The sequence below is a fragment of the Methylocystis sp. MJC1 genome (genome assembly GCF_026427715.1).
GTDB lineage: Bacteria > Pseudomonadota > Alphaproteobacteria > Rhizobiales > Beijerinckiaceae > Methylocystis.
This window is the reverse complement of the sequence record NZ_CP107558.1, coordinates 1245831-1260134: the sequence shown is the minus strand read 5'-3', so window position 1 is coordinate 1260134 and position 14304 is coordinate 1245831. Positions and strand designations below refer to the sequence as shown.

General features: G+C 65.1%; 12 protein-coding genes. 8 read left to right on the top strand and 4 right to left on the bottom strand.

The window, feature by feature from the left end; genetic code table 11:
• Position 1: 1 nt before the first annotated feature.
• The 3 genes from OGR47_RS06065 to OGR47_RS06055 all read right to left on the bottom strand — a co-directional run bounded on the left by OGR47_RS06065 (position 2) and on the right by OGR47_RS06055 (position 3905).
• The gene (locus OGR47_RS06065) at positions 2-502 is read right to left on the bottom strand and encodes a hypothetical protein (RefSeq protein ID WP_246729512.1); all 501 of its coding nucleotides are present in this window, start codon (positions 500-502) and stop codon (positions 2-4) included.
• An 88-nt stretch (positions 503-590) separates the two neighbouring features.
• On the bottom strand, positions 591-3224 hold the full coding sequence (gene leuS / locus OGR47_RS06060) for a leucine--tRNA ligase (protein WP_165047861.1): 2634 nt from the start codon (positions 3222-3224) through the stop codon (positions 591-593).
• 96 nt (positions 3225-3320) lie between these two features.
• The gene (locus tag OGR47_RS06055; protein WP_165047859.1) at positions 3321-3905 is read right to left on the bottom strand and encodes an HdeD family acid-resistance protein; all 585 of its coding nucleotides are present in this window, start codon (positions 3903-3905) and stop codon (positions 3321-3323) included.
• A 122-nt stretch (positions 3906-4027) separates the two neighbouring features.
• On the opposite strand from OGR47_RS06055, the gene OGR47_RS06050 reads away from it, so the two are divergent.
• Complete coding sequence (locus OGR47_RS06050) at positions 4028-4702, top strand: YggS family pyridoxal phosphate-dependent enzyme (RefSeq protein WP_165047857.1); 675 nt, start codon at positions 4028-4030, stop codon at positions 4700-4702.
• Between the two features lie 161 nt (positions 4703-4863).
• Here the strand turns inward: OGR47_RS06050 and OGR47_RS06045 are convergent, their stop codons facing one another.
• Complete coding sequence (locus OGR47_RS06045) at positions 4864-5394, bottom strand: L,D-transpeptidase family protein (RefSeq protein WP_165047855.1); 531 nt, start codon at positions 5392-5394, stop codon at positions 4864-4866.
• Positions 5395-5449: 55 nt separating this feature from the next.
• Between OGR47_RS06045 and OGR47_RS06040 the strand changes: the two genes are divergently transcribed.
• The 7 genes from OGR47_RS06040 to gyrB all read left to right on the top strand — a co-directional run bounded on the left by OGR47_RS06040 (position 5450) and on the right by gyrB (position 14251).
• The gene (locus OGR47_RS06040; RefSeq protein WP_165047853.1) at positions 5450-6031 is read left to right on the top strand and encodes a winged helix-turn-helix domain-containing protein; all 582 of its coding nucleotides are present in this window, start codon (positions 5450-5452) and stop codon (positions 6029-6031) included.
• A 26-nt stretch (positions 6032-6057) separates the two neighbouring features.
• Positions 6058-6510, top strand: coding sequence for a cyclic nucleotide-binding domain-containing protein (locus OGR47_RS06035; protein ID WP_246729511.1), 453 nt, complete (start codon positions 6058-6060; stop codon positions 6508-6510).
• A gap of 146 nt (positions 6511-6656) precedes the next feature.
• On the top strand, positions 6657-7052 hold the full coding sequence (locus OGR47_RS06030) for a hypothetical protein (RefSeq protein WP_165047850.1): 396 nt from the start codon (positions 6657-6659) through the stop codon (positions 7050-7052).
• Positions 7053-7191: 139 nt separating this feature from the next.
• On the top strand, positions 7192-8820 hold the full coding sequence (locus OGR47_RS06025; protein ID WP_165047848.1) for an alpha-D-glucose phosphate-specific phosphoglucomutase: 1629 nt from the start codon (positions 7192-7194) through the stop codon (positions 8818-8820).
• A gap of 320 nt (positions 8821-9140) precedes the next feature.
• Entirely contained in the window at positions 9141-10940 is a 1800-nt protein-coding gene (recQ, locus tag OGR47_RS06020) for a DNA helicase RecQ (protein WP_165047846.1), read from the top strand.
• A gap of 89 nt (positions 10941-11029) precedes the next feature.
• Positions 11030-11635, top strand: a complete 606-nt coding sequence (locus OGR47_RS06015; RefSeq protein WP_165047844.1) for a glutathione S-transferase family protein — start codon at positions 11030-11032, stop codon at positions 11633-11635.
• 183 nt (positions 11636-11818) lie between these two features.
• Positions 11819-14251: a DNA topoisomerase (ATP-hydrolyzing) subunit B gene (gene gyrB / locus OGR47_RS06010; protein ID WP_165047842.1), complete on the top strand. Its 2433-nt coding sequence runs from the start codon at positions 11819-11821 to the stop codon at positions 14249-14251.
• Positions 14252-14304: the final 53 nt, after the last annotated feature.

Here is a 14304-nt window from a genome sequence, read left to right as displayed (position 1 = left end):
GTCAGCGGGCGAGGCCCGGGGCCCGCGCCGCCATCTCTGTCGCGACGCGCGTGCGGATCGAATCCGCGATTACTTTGGCGTCGCGTATCTCGGCGTCGCGCGCCGCGCGGACGTTGGCGAAGCGGTTCGAGAAGCGGTCGTAGCTTGCGATGTTGAAGGCCGTGCCCTTGGTCACTTCCACATTCTGCGGCAAGGTGACGAGGCGGTAGTCGGCGTCGGCGATGACGGTGGCGGATGTCGCGCGGCCGGTGACCGTGTCGAGGATCGGCGTCTGCACGCGCTCACGCAGCGTGATGGAGAGCCGATAGCGCGGCTGAACCGTCGAGCCTGTGCCGTTGAAGGCGTAGATCAGCTCGTTGTGGAGATAGTGGCCCATGCGGCCCTGAATCTCGTCGACTTCGATCGCCTGAAGCTCCGAGGCGAGCGGCGAGGAATCGAAAGCCCCATTTGCGCCGTAGAGCGGCTCGATGCAGCCGCCGAGCGGAAGGGCGGCGGCCAGCATTAGAAAAACGCCCCGCAGCCGTTCGGACCGCGCGCTTTCAGGCGCGCATTGCGTCGGGCGAGCCTGAAGGCTCGCGGTCCAGAGTCGCTCAAACGACCACATTGACGATCCTCTTCGGCACGAGAATGAACTTCTTCAAAGGCTTGCCCTCGATGGCGCGGATGACGCCCTCCTGAGCCAGCGCCTCCTTGCGAATGGATTCCTCGTCGGCGTCATGCGCCACGAGAATTTCCGCACGCTTCTTGCCGTTCACCTGAACGGGGAGGCTGATCATATCCTGCGCGACCAGCGCCGGCTCGGCAATGGGCCATGACGCCTCAGATACCAGGCCTTTGTGACCGAGATCGGCCCAACACTCCTCGGCCACATGCGGCGTCATCGGCGCGACGAGACGCGCGAGCGCATCCGCCGCCTCGCGGAAGGCGAAAGCGAGATCGGCGCCGACAGGGGTTTCCGTCACGGCGTCGAGCGCCGCCGTCAGCTCATTCACATATTCGCGGATGCGGGCGATGGCGCTGTTGAAGCGCAGACGCTCGATGTTGTCGCTCACCTGGGCGACGGTCTTGTGTGTCGCCTTGCGAACTTTGAGCGCCTCGGCCCCGATTTCCGCCGGCGCTTCCGCCCCCAGAGGCGCGGCGACGCGGCCGAGCTCGCCGGTGATGCGCCACAGGCGCTGGACGAAGCGCCACGCTCCTTGAGCGCCTTCGTCCGACCAGATCACGTCGCGGTCGGGCGGGCTATCGGAGAGCACGAAGAGCCGGGCAGTGTCGGCGCCATAGCTCGCCACGATGTCGTCGGGGTCGACCGTGTTCTTCTTCGACTTCGACATCTTCTCGATGGGGCCGATGTCGACTTCCGCGCCGCTGTCGAGCAGGAAGGCGCGGCGGCCCCCCTCCCCGCTTTCGATACGGATCGCGGCGGGCGAAACCCACTGCCCATGGGCGCGGTAGGTCTCGTGCACCACCATGCCCTGCGTAAAGAGGCCGGCGAAGGGCTCAGAGACGGCCGCATGGCCGCTGTCGCGCATGGCGCGGGCGAAGAAGCGCGAATAGAGCAGATGCAGGATCGCGTGCTCGATCCCGCCAATATATTGGTCGACCGGCAGCCAGCGCTTCAGCGCTTCCGGCGCCGCCGGGGCCTCAGTGTTATGCGGGTCGGTGAAGCGCGCGTAATACCAGGACGAATCGACGAATGTGTCCATCGTGTCGGTCTCGCGGCGCGCGGGCTTGCCGCAGGAGGGACAGGGGACGTTCTTCCAGGTCGGATGGCGATCGAGCGGATTGCCGGGCTGATCGAAAGTGACGTCCTCGGGCAGCTTCACCGGCAGATCGGCGTCCGGCACGGGAACGGGGCCGCAGGTCTCGCAATGGATGATGGGGATCGGGCAGCCCCAATAGCGCTGGCGCGAGACGCCCCAGTCGCGCAGCTTGTAATTCACCTTACGGACGCCCTGCGGCGCGTTGAACAGCGCCGTCGTCTCCAGACGGTTGGCGACTTCCTCCTTGGCCTGCTCGACGGTGAAGCCGTCGAGGAAGGACGAATTCACGAGCTTGCCGTCGCCATCGAAGGCTTCGCCGCTGTGCAGGATTTTAGCTTGGAGGTCGCCCTCATGGACGCCTTCAGGGCACACCACAGGCGTGAAGCCCAGGCCATATTTGGTCGCGAAATCGAGGTCGCGCTGGTCATGCGCCGGGCAGCCGAAGATCGCGCCCGTGCCATAGTCCATCAGAATGAAATTCGCGACATAGACCGGCAGAGTCCATGAGGGGTCGAAGGGGTGCGCGACACGCAGCCCGGTATCGAAGCCCTGCTTCTCGGCGGTCTCGATCGCCTCCGCCGAGGTGCCGCCGCGACGGCATTCGTCGCAGAAGGCGGCGAGTTCGGGGTTCTTCGCGGCGGCGGCTTTGGCCAGCGGATGATCGGCGGCGAGCGCGACAAACTTCGCGCCAAAGAGCGTATCCGGTCGCGTGGTGAAGACCTCGACCTCGCGCGCGTCGTCGAGCGGCTGCGCGAGCGCAAAACGCACCAGCATGCCTTCCGAGCGGCCGATCCAGTTGCGCTGCATGAGGCGCACCTTGTCGGGCCAGCGCTCCAGCGTATCGAGCGCTTCGAGAAGCTCGACGGAATAGCTGGTGATCTTCAAGAACCACTGGGTCAGCTCGCGCTGCTCGACAAGCGCGCCCGAGCGCCAGCCGCGCCCGTCGATGACCTGCTCATTGGCGAGCACGGTCATATCGACCGGGTCCCAATTCACCTTGGATTTCTTGCGGTCGACGATGCCCGCCTTCAGGAAATCCAGGAAGAGCTTCTGCTGGCGCCCGTAATATTCCGGGTCGCACGTGGCGATCTCGCGCGACCAATCGAGCGACAGGCCCAGCGTTTTGAGCTGGGCGCGCATGGCGGCGATATTGGCGTAGGTCCATTTGGCCGGATGCGCGCCGGTCTGCGCCGCGGCGTTTTCCGCCGGCAGGCCGAAGGCGTCCCAGCCCATCGGATGCAGAACGTCGAAGCCCTTGGCGCGCATGTAGCGGGCGATGACGTCGCCCATGGAATAGTTGCGGACATGGCCCATGTGGAGACGCCCCGACGGATAGGGGAACATCTCCAGCACGTAATATTTAGGCGCCTCAGGCTTCGTCCCCGCCTTGAAGACTTGCGCCCCCTCCCAGATCTTCTGCCAGCGCGGCTCGGATTCGGCGAAATTATAGCGGTCGGGTCTCATCTTTGGCGGCTGTCCGGTGGGAGGCGATGGATTTGCGCCTCTAAATGCCGGGCGGGAGGGGGGATGTCAAAGGGAGACCGCGCCGCTAAAGCCGCGTTACGCTGCTATCCTCTCCGCCGGCTTCGCCGCGAGCCCCATCGCCACCCAGCCGACGCCCTCGAAGAGCAGGTTCACGCCGAGGAAAATGCCCAGAATGTAAAGCCCCGACGCGGGCCACTCGGCGAGAATCAGGATGCCGAGCAGGAAGCTTAGAGCCCCCGAGAGCGCGATCAACTGCCAGCGGCTCAAGTCGCGCAATTGATACGCAAGGACAAGCTTCATGATCCCGCCCGCGATCAGCAGCGCGCCGACCAGCGCAGTCAGCGACATGGCCGCGACGAGCGGATAGCGTGCGGTCGCTAATCCCGCGAAGACGGTGATCGCGCCCACCACGCCCCAGAGCACGGCGCGCCCCCAAGGTTTGATGTGGAAGGCGGTGACAATCTCCCAGGCGCCCGCAATGACCATAGCCGCGGCGATATAAATCACGGTGACGATCGTGGCCGCGAACACGTTGAAAAGCGCGAATATGCCGCCGACGATGAAGAGTGCGCCTAGGGCGACGATCCAGCCCCACTTGGCCCGGCAATGCGCGGTATGGAATTCGGTGGAACGGGTTGGAAAAGTATTGGCGCTGGTCATGGGTTTGATCTCCGCCGCGTGATCGCCGAGCTTGCGCCCGGCGCGTGACCCCAAAGGTAACGGCGGACGGTCCCATCGGGTTCCGGCTTGACCCTCGGCGTCAAATCTCCGATGTGGCGGCTATGAGCATCACCGAACGCCTCAACGACACCAAGGACGCCATCGCGCGCGCCGCCTCGGATTGCGGCCGCGACCCCGCGACCGTCACGCTGGTCTGCGTGACCAAGACCTTCCCGGCCGAGGACGTGCTGCCGCTGCTCGACGCCGGCCACCGCGTCTTCGGCGAGAACCGCGTGCAGGAGGCCATGGGCAAATGGCCGGCGCTACGCGAGAAATTTCCAGGCGTCGAGCTGCATCTCATCGGACCGCTGCAATCCAACAAGACCAAGGAAGCCGTCGAGACCTTCGACGTGATCCAGAGCGTCGACCGCGAGAAGATCGCGCAGGCGCTCGCCGAGGAGATGGCGAAACAGGGCAAGCGCCCGCGTCTTTTCATTCAGGTCAACACCGGCGCCGAGCCCCAGAAGGCGGGCGTCTTGCCGCAGGACGCCGACGCCTTCATCGTCGCCTGCCGCGACAAATATGGGCTCGAGATTTCCGGGCTCATGTGCGTGCCGCCGGTGGACGAGCAGGCCTCGCCGCATTTCGCGCTGCTCGCGGATATCGCCAGGCGCAATGGTGTGCCGGAGCTCTCCATGGGCATGAGCTCGGACTATGAGCTCGCGATCCAGCTCGGCGCCACCTATGTGCGCGTGGGGTCGGCGATCATGGGGACGCGGGAATATCCGCAAGCTTGACCCCCACCCTGTCCCTCCCCCGCCATAGGGCGTCTGCAAGACGCCCCTCTCTCGACGGGCTATGGCGGGAGAGGGGACGCTCACGATCAACCTTCTGGATGAAGGCGCCAATCCGCCCCTTCTCCCGCGAAGCGAGGGAGGGTTGGGGAGGGGGCCGCGCATCAATCCACAAAGATTATCGCCTTCCGACCCAACCTGGGCGCCAGCCGCGCCATGTCGCGCGCCCGCAGCGCCACGCAGCCGGCCGTCGGGCCGAGTTCTTCCGTCGCAATGTGAAAGAAAATCGCGCTGCCCCTGCCCCGCACGCGCGGGACAATGTTGTAATCCATTACCCCGACCAGGTCGTAGAGCCGGTCCTTGCGCCACATCTCCTCATGGCTCAGGCGCGCCGGCGCCCGGAGCGGGCGGTTGTAGAGAAAGCTGCCTGGGTCGTCGCACCAAACGTCGTCGCGCCGCGTCAGCCGCCAGGGCGCACGCAAGGGCGTGGGCTTCCTCAGATAGAAGCCCAAAATCCGCCAGCGCCCGGCCGGGGTCGCGCTGTCGCCCTCGCGCTTGTGATGCGTGACGCCCGCGCGGCCCAAGGCGCAGGGGATCACCAGCGCGCCGGCGATCAGGCGCCCTTCATGCGGCTTGCCGCCGATACGTCGGGCGACGCGGAGGATCGAGAGGCGCGTTGCGCAAAATCGAGGCATAGACCAAGATCGCCTTTCCCTTTTCCCGCTCTATAGCAAAGATCGCACGCATTTCATGGTTCTACGCCTGCTCATCGCCGCCAGTCCGCGGCTCTTTGCAAGCCTCGCGCAGCAATTCGCAGCGCTCGGGGGACACGAGTTGCGCCCGCTCGATGAGAGCGCCGGGAATGACAGAGCGGATGCAGCCGTGCTCGACGGCGCGTTTTGCGACGCCCCCGCACTGGCGCGAGGACTGCGTGAGGCAGGCTTTGCCGGCGCAATCGTGATTATCGGGGACAAGGCGCCCGACGCCGACACGGCGCTCGCCCGCCCCTTCCGCTTCGCGGACCTCCTCGCCGCCCTGGAGCCGACGCCATTGAAACCGCAAGCGACGGAAGCGTCTGGCGCGAGGCTTACGGAAAAGGAGACGGCCATTCTCGATCGCCTCATGCAGGCAAGGGGCGCGGCGGTCTCGAAGGCGGAATTGCTGGCCGATGTTTGGGGCTATGGCCCCAACGTCTCGACGCGAACGTTGGAAACCCATATTCATCGTCTGCGAAAGAAAGTGGAACGCGATCCCCGACGCCCGCGAAAATTGCGGACCGAAGACGGCGGCTATCGGATCGAGAATTGGGACGAAGCGAATTTCTCGCCATAAAAAAGCGGCATAAGTCGCGCTTTTAAATGCAAATGACTCCGGAAGACGATCTCGACCATCTGACGCGCATTCCGCTTTTTGCGATCTTCGAAGCAGGCGCGCTGCGAAAATTGGCGCTCTCTTCGGAGACGCGCCTTTTTCGTTCGGGCGACACGCTTTTTCGTCGCGGCGAAGAGTCCGACGGCGGGTATATCCTTGCGATGGGTTCGGTCGGTCTCTTGCCTTACGACGATCGCCCGCCGACCCATGTTCTGCGCCCCTGGGCGCTGATCGGCGAGACTGCTCTGGTGGCCGCGTCTCGGCGGCCGGTTACGGCGCGCGCGATGGAGCCGACCACGGCGCTCAAAATCGGGCGCGCCATGTTCCATCAAATTCTCGAACAATATCCGGCGACTGCGGCGCGGACTCGGGACTTTTTCCGTGACCGCCTTGTCGATTTCACCCGCCATGCAATGACGGGACTTTCGGCAAGCGAGTAAAACCGAATTTACGCCACTTGCGAAAAGAGGCGCGCCCCACTCGACGGGCGACGATTCAGGTTTAGATTCGAGTGTATTGACGCTCGAGCTTCGCGGGCCGGCTGCGTCGCGTCTTCGCCGCGTCGCCCGCAAATTGGGAGGTGCATATGCGTAAGATCCTGAATTTAGCGCTTTCCGGCGCTGTGATCGGTGCCATGGCGATGACGGCGATCCCGACCGAGGTTCTGGCGGGTCCGATGGGCGTCGCCCCGCCTGCGACGGTGGGCCTCTCGGCCCCGGTCGATCAGGTCTGGTACCGCCGCGGCAATGGCTATGGCTATCGCCGGCCCTATTACGGGGGCTATTATCGCCGCGGCTATAATCCCGGCGCTGCGGTCGCGGCGGGCGTGGGCCTCGGCCTCCTGGGCGCGGGCCTCGCCGCCTCGAGCAGCGGCTATTACGGCGGCTACTACCCCTATTACGGCGGCGGCTATTACGGCGGCGGCTATTATCCCTACGGATATGGCTACGCCTATCCTGCCTACAATTATTGGGGCTGGTGAGCGGCTCTCTAGCTTTCCCCCCAGAAATCAGCGGCGGCGGCGCGAAAGCGCGCCGCCGTTTTTTTAACGCCGTTCCGACTATAGATTCCGCCCCGTCGGCGGCGTTCCGAGAAGCCCCCAGCCGCGCGCAGAGGCAGAAATGGCGAAAGAAATCGCGACTACCCCTTATCAGGATCAACGCCCCGGCACCTCGGGTCTGCGCAAGAAGGTTCCCGTCTTCCAGCAGCGCCATTATGTCGAGAATTTCGTGCAGTCGATCTTCGACAGCCTGGAGGGCTTCGAGGGGCAGACGCTCGTCGTGGGCGGCGACGGCCGCTACTATAATCGCGAGGCGACCCAGAAAATCCTCAAGATCGCCGCCGCCAATGGCTTCGGCCGCGCGGTCGTCGGCCGCGGCGGCATTTTATCGACGCCCGCGGTCTCGGCGCTCATCCGTTCGCTCGAGGCTTTCGGCGGCATTGTCCTTTCGGCGAGCCACAATCCCGGCGGACCCGAGGGCGATTTCGGCATCAAATATAACGTTGCCAATGGCGGCCCCGCGCCCGAAAAGGTGACGGAAGCCATTTACGCCCGCACCAAGGCGATCGCCTCCTTCAAGATCGAGGAGGCGCCGGACGTCGACATCGACAGGATCGGCGCAACGCAACTCGGCGCCATGCGCGTCGAGATCGTCGACAGCGTCGAAAATTACGCCGCGCTGATGCAGACGCTCTTCGATTTCGATCGCATCCGCGACGCTTTCCGCTCGGGCTTCACGATCAAATTCGACGCCATGTCGGCGGTGACCGGCCCTTACGCGCACGCCATTCTCGAAGGCATGCTGGGCGCCGCGCCCGGCAGCGTGCTCAACGGCGCGCCCCTGCCCGATTTCGGCGGCCATCATCCCGACCCCAACCTCGTCTACGCCAAGCATCTCTATGATCTCGCCATGTCCGACAAGGCGCCGGACCTTTGCGCGGCCTCGGACGGCGACGGCGACCGCAATCTCATCCTCGGCCGCTCGCGTTTCGTCACGCCTTCCGACAGCCTCGCCATCCTCGCCGCCAATGCCCATCTCGCGCCCGGCTACAAGAACGGCATTGCCGGCATTGCGCGCTCGATGCCGACGAGCGCCGCCGCCGACCGCGTCGCGGCGAAGCTTGGAATTCACATGTATGAAACGCCGACCGGCTGGAAATTCTTCGGCAATCTCCTCGACGCCGGACTCGTCACCATTTGCGGCGAGGAGAGCGCGGGTACGGGCTCGAACCATGTGCGCGAGAAGGACGGGCTCTGGGCGGTGCTGCTGTGGCTCGACGTTCTCGCCGCGCGCAAGCAGAGCGTCGATACGATCGTGCGCGAACATTGGGCGATCTATGGCCGCAATTATTATTCGCGCCACGACTATGAGGAAGTCGACAGCGACGGCGCCAATGCGCTCATTAAGACGCTGCGCGACCGCCTGCCCTCGCTCAAAGGAAAAACCTTCGGCGCGCTGGAAGTGAAAGACGCCGACGATTTCGCCTATCACGATCCGGTCGATGGATCGGATTCGAAGAACCAGGGACTACGCGTGATGTTCGCCGACGGCGCGCGCATTGTGTATCGCCTCTCGGGCACAGGCACGGCGGGCGCGACTCTGCGCGTCTATATCGAGCGCTACGAGGCCGATCCGGCGAAGCAATTCGTCGAGACGCAGCAAGCGCTGTCCGACCTGATCGCGCGCTCGCACGAGATCGCCGAGATCGAACGCTTCACGCAACGCAAGACTCCGAGCGTGATTACCTGACGGCGGCTAGAACCCTCAGCGCGAGCCAATCCTGCCCCTTTACGGCTAAGGGAGTCACACATTTCGGGGCCGTCATGAAGATGTGTGCATACGCTAGCCTTTACCGTGAAGATGGCCCCGCGAAGCGGGGTCGGGTGGGGCCCAGCCGCCTCCACCGTGGTTGCTGCACGAACCCCACCCGGCGGGCTTTGGCCACCGACCTCCCCGTAAAGGGGAGGTATTGGGGGGGTAACGAGTGAGATCGCCGCTCTCCCAATGGCGCTCGACAGGGACGCCTGCCCCATTGGCCCCGGCCGCCCCGCCCATGCTATGCCCTCCGCATGCCCTCCCTGCCCCCGCAAGCGCGCGCGCTGCTCAAATCCGTCTTCGGCTATGACGATTTCCGCCCCGGTCAGGCGGAGATCATCGCGGCCGTGCTCGACGGCGCCCCGGTGCTCGCGGTCATGCCGACCGGCAGCGGCAAATCCATGTGCTATCAGCTGCCGGCGATCATGGAGGAGGCGCTCACCGTCGTGGTGTCGCCGCTCATCGCACTGATGCGCGACCAGGTGCGCCAGATGCGCGCGCTCGGCGTCGGCGTCGCGACGCTCAATTCCATGAATGGCCCGGAGGAAAACGAGGAGGCCCGCCGCGCCATGCGCGAGGGCGGGCTGCGGCTTCTCTTCGTCTCGCCGGAGCGGCTGATGATGGATGGCCTCCTTGCGGAGCTGAAACGCGCCAAGCCCCGCCGCCTCGCCATCGACGAAGCCCATTGCGTCTCGGAATGGGGGCATGATTTCCGCCCCGAATATCGCGAGATCGGCCGCGCGGCGGAGGCGCTGGGCAATATCCAGGTCGTCGGCCTCACCGCCACCGCCGACGCCGCGACCCGCGACGACATTGCGCGCCGCCTCTTCCCCGCGCCGCCGCGCCTCTTCCTGCATAGTTTCGACCGGCCGAACATCGCGCTCAATTTCGCGCTGAAGGATCAGCCGCGCCGGCAATTGTCGCGCTTTCTCGAACGCCACAAGGGCGAAAGCGGCATCGTCTATTGCTCGTCGCGCCAGCGCACCGAGGACCTCGCGGCCTATTTCGCCGAGCAGGGCTATGATGCGCTGCCCTATCACGCGGGGCTCGCCCAGGAGACGCGCAATCGCAATGGCGACCGCTTCCTGCGCGAGGACGGCGTCATCGCCGTCGCGACCATCGCTTTCGGCATGGGCGTCAACAAGCCGGACGTGCGCTTCGTGGCGCATGCCGACATCCCCTCGTCGGTCGAAAGCTATTATCAGGAGATCGGCCGCGCCGGGCGCGACGGCCTGCCCGCCGACACGCTGACGCTCTATGGCCTCGACGACATGGCCTTTCGTCGTCGGCAGATCGACGCAAAGGATATCGACGAGGAACGGCGCCGCATCGAGCACGACCGCTTCTCGGCGCTCGCCATGCTCTGCGAGACGCCGCGCTGCCGGCGTCAGACGCTGCTCGCCTATTTCGCCGAGGAAGCGGGCCCCTGCGGGAGCTGCGACGTCTGCCTGGGCAAGGTCTCCGTCTTCGACGGCGTCATCCCCGCGCAAAAGGCGCTTTCGGCGGTCTATCGCACCGGCCAGCGCTTTGGCGCGAACCATCTTGCCGACGTGCTGACGGGCGAGGCCACGGAGACCGTGCGCCGCCATGGCCATGACGCGATCAAGACCTTCGGCGTCGGCAAGGAACATTCCAAGACGGAATGGGCCTCGATCCTGCGCCAGCTCTTCGCCGCCGGCGCCTTGCGGACGGCGAGCGCGGAGCATGGCGGTTTCGCGCTGACGGCCAAGGGCGAGGATATTCTCTTGGGCCGCGAGACGATCCTGCTGCGCAGCGACCCCTTGCGGCGCCGCGAGCGCCGCGAGAAGGCGGCGGCCAATCTCGACGAGGCGACGGACCGCATCCTCTCCGCCTTGAAACGCAAGCGGCGCGATCTGGCGCAGGAGGAAGGCGTGCCCGCTTACGTGATCTTTGCCGACCGCACGCTGATCGACATGGCCGAGAAGCGGCCGGCGACGCTCGATGAGATGCTCGCCGTGCATGGCGTCGGCGAAAGAAAGGTCGCGCGTTATGGCGACGCCTTTCTGGAGGCGCTGGAAGAGGCGTTGCGGTAGAGACGACCCCGTCATTGCGAGCGAAGCGAAGCAATGACGGCGGCTGGCGCCCCCGTTGCACAACAGCTTCAACCGAAAGGCGCGCCCAAATGAAATTCTACATGACGCCGGGCTCCTGCTCGACCGGCATCCATATTTTGCTCGAGGAAATCGGCCTTGTTTTCGAGGCCTATGTGCTCAATCTGCCGCGCGGCGATCATTTGAAGCCCGAATATCTCGCCATCAACCCCAATGGCACGATCCCGACGCTGCTGCGCGACGACGGAACCGCTTTGACGGACTTCGTCAGCATCGCGACATGGCTGGCGCAAAAATATCCACGCCGCCAGCTTCTGCCCGACGACCCGGTTTTGGCCGACGAGGCCCGCGCCATGCTCGATTTCTGCACGCGCCATATCCACGGCGAAGGCTTCCGGCGCGTCTTCACGCCCGAGCGCTATGGCGCGAACCGGGAAGCCACCATCGCCGAGGGGCGCGCCATCGCCGCCTCGGCCTTCGAGGCGATCGATCGCGAGATCGCCGGGCGGGATTATGCGGCCGGGGCCTTCTCCATCGCCGACGCCGCGCTGTTCTATGTGGAGTTCTGGGCGGATAAGATCGGCATGGACCTGCCGGCCAATTGCGCCGCCCATTACGCCCGCATGAAGACCCGGCCCGCCGTGCGCCAGGTGCTCGCCGAGGAAGGCTATCGCTGAGGGCGACAAAGCCGCAGCCGCCAGGGCTTGGCGGCAGTGCAGTTAGGCGTTTAGGAAAACTGCGCCAATTCAATATCTTGCAGCATAGGGAAAACCCCTTTCTTCGCTCGCATTCGCAAGCCCTTCCGGAGTAGAATGGGCTTTACGAATCAAGGGGCCCAATCCCCCAAAAAGCCGAGCGAAATGAGCGATAACGAGAAGCCGACCGACCCCGCCGAATATGGCGCCGACTCCATCAAGGTGCTGCGTGGCCTGGACGCCGTCCGCAAACGTCCGGGCATGTATATCGGCGACACGGACGACGGCACCGGCCTGCATCACATGGTCTATGAGGTCGTCGACAACGCCATCGACGAGGCCCTCGCCGGTCATGCCACGCGCGTCACGGTCACGCTCAACGCCGACGGCTCCTGCACGGTCACCGACAACGGCCGTGGCATTCCCACTGACATCCACCATGAGGAGGGCGTGTCGGCGGCGAATGTCATCATGACCCAACTCCACGCCGGCGGTAAGTTCGACCAGAACTCCTACAAGGTCTCCGGCGGTCTGCACGGCGTCGGCGTCTCGGTCGTCAACGCGCTGTCCGTCTGGCTCAAGCTGCGCATCTGGCGCAACGGCAAAGAGCACGCCATGGAGTTCTCGCATGGCGACGCCGTCGAGGACCTCAAGGTCGTCGGCGTTGCGCCGATCGAGGACGGCGCGCCCAAGCGCGGCACGGAAGTCACCTTCCAGCCCTCCCCCGCGACCTTCACCATGGTCGATTTCGACTATGCGACGATCGAGCATCGCCTGCGCGAACTCGCCTTTCTGAACTCCGGCGTGCGCATCCTCCTCACCGACGCGCGCCATGCGGAGGTGAAGCAGGAAGAGCTTTTTTACGAGGGCGGGCTGGAGGCCTTCGTGCGCTGGCTGGACCGCACCAAGCAGCCGCTCATCTCGGCGCCGATCCTCATCAAGGGCCAGCGCGAACACATCAGCGTCGAAGTCGCGCTGTGGTGGAACGACAGCTATCACGAGAATGTGCTGGCCTTCACCAACAACATCCCGCAGCGCGACGGCGGCACCCATCTCGCCGGCTTCCGCGCGGCGTTGACGCGCCAGATCACCGGCTACGCCGACTCCTCGGGCCTCACCAAACGCGAGAAGGTCGATCTCTCCGGCGACGACTGCCGCGAGGGCCTGACCTGCGTTCTGTCGGTGAAAGTGCCCGACCCGAAGTTTTCCTCGCAGACAAAGGACAAGCTCGTCTCCTCCGAAGTGCGCCCCGCGGTCGAGAATGTCATGAATGATCTCCTCGGCCAGTGGCTCGAGGAGCATCCGGCCGACGCGAAGAATATCGTATCCAAAGTGGTTGAGGCGGCCGCAGCGCGCGAGGCGGCGCGCAAGGCGCGCGAGCTGACGCGGCGCAAGGGCGCCCTCGATGTCGCCAACCTCCCCGGCAAGCTTGCCGATTGTCAGGAACGCGATCCCGCGAAGGCTGAGCTCTTCATCGTCGAGGGCGACTCGGCCGGCGGCACCGCCAAGCAAGGTCGCAATCGCGCCTTCCAGGCGGTGCTTCCTTTGCGCGGCAAGATCCTCAATGTCGAACGCGCGCGTTTCGACAAAATGCTCTCCTCCGAGCAGATCGGCACGCTGATCACGGCCCTTGGCACAGGCGTCGGACGCGACGAATTCAACGCCGACAAGCTGCGCTATCACAAGATCATCATCATGACCGACGCCGACGTCGACGGCGCCCATATCCGCACGCTGATCCTGACCTTCTTCTACCGGCAGATGCCGGAGCTGATCGATCGCGGCCATGTCTTCATCGCGCAGGCGCCGCTCTATAAGGTGACGCGCGGCAAGTCGACGCAATATCTCAAGGACGAGCGCGCGCTCGAAGATTACCTCATCGACGCGCTGCTCGACGGCGCCGTGCTGCGCACGGGAACGGAAGATCGCGCCGGCGCCGATCTGCGCAAAGTGCTGGAGGACGCGCGCGCCTTCCGCACGGTGATGGGAAGCCTGCATTCGCGCTACGACCGCAGCGTCGTCGAGCAGGCGGCCATGGCGGGCGCCTTGAAGCCGCATGGCGAAAACGGCGAGAGCGAGCGTCTCGCGCAGGAAGTCGCGCGGCGTCTCGACGCCATCGCCGAAGAAACCGAGCGGGGCTGGACAGGCGAACCGCGTGAGGACGGCTATGTCTTCAAGCGCACGCTACGCGGCGTGACGCAGGCGGTGGTTCTCGACGCCGCCATGTTGAATTCATCCGAGGCGCGCAAGCTGCAAGAGCGCGCGGACTCGCTGCGCGACGTCTTCTCGGCGCCCGCGACCTTGATCCGCCGCGGCGACGAGGCGCAGCTCTCCGGCCCCGTGGCGCTCTACGACGCCATGAACCAGATCGGCCGCAAGGGCCTCACCATCCAGCGCTACAAAGGCCTGGGCGAGATGAACGCTGAGCAGCTCTGGGAGACGACGCTCGACCGCGACGCGCGCTCGCTCCTGCAGGTGAAGGTGAAGGAAGCCGTGGAGGCCGACGACATCTTCGTGAAGCTGATGGGCGACGTGGTCGAGCCGCGCCGCGAGTTCATTCAGGAGAATGCGCTGAACGTGGCGAATTTGGATGTGTGACGCTATTTCCGGTTGGGGCGGCTCGCATTGGGTTTTGTCATTCCCGGCGGGCT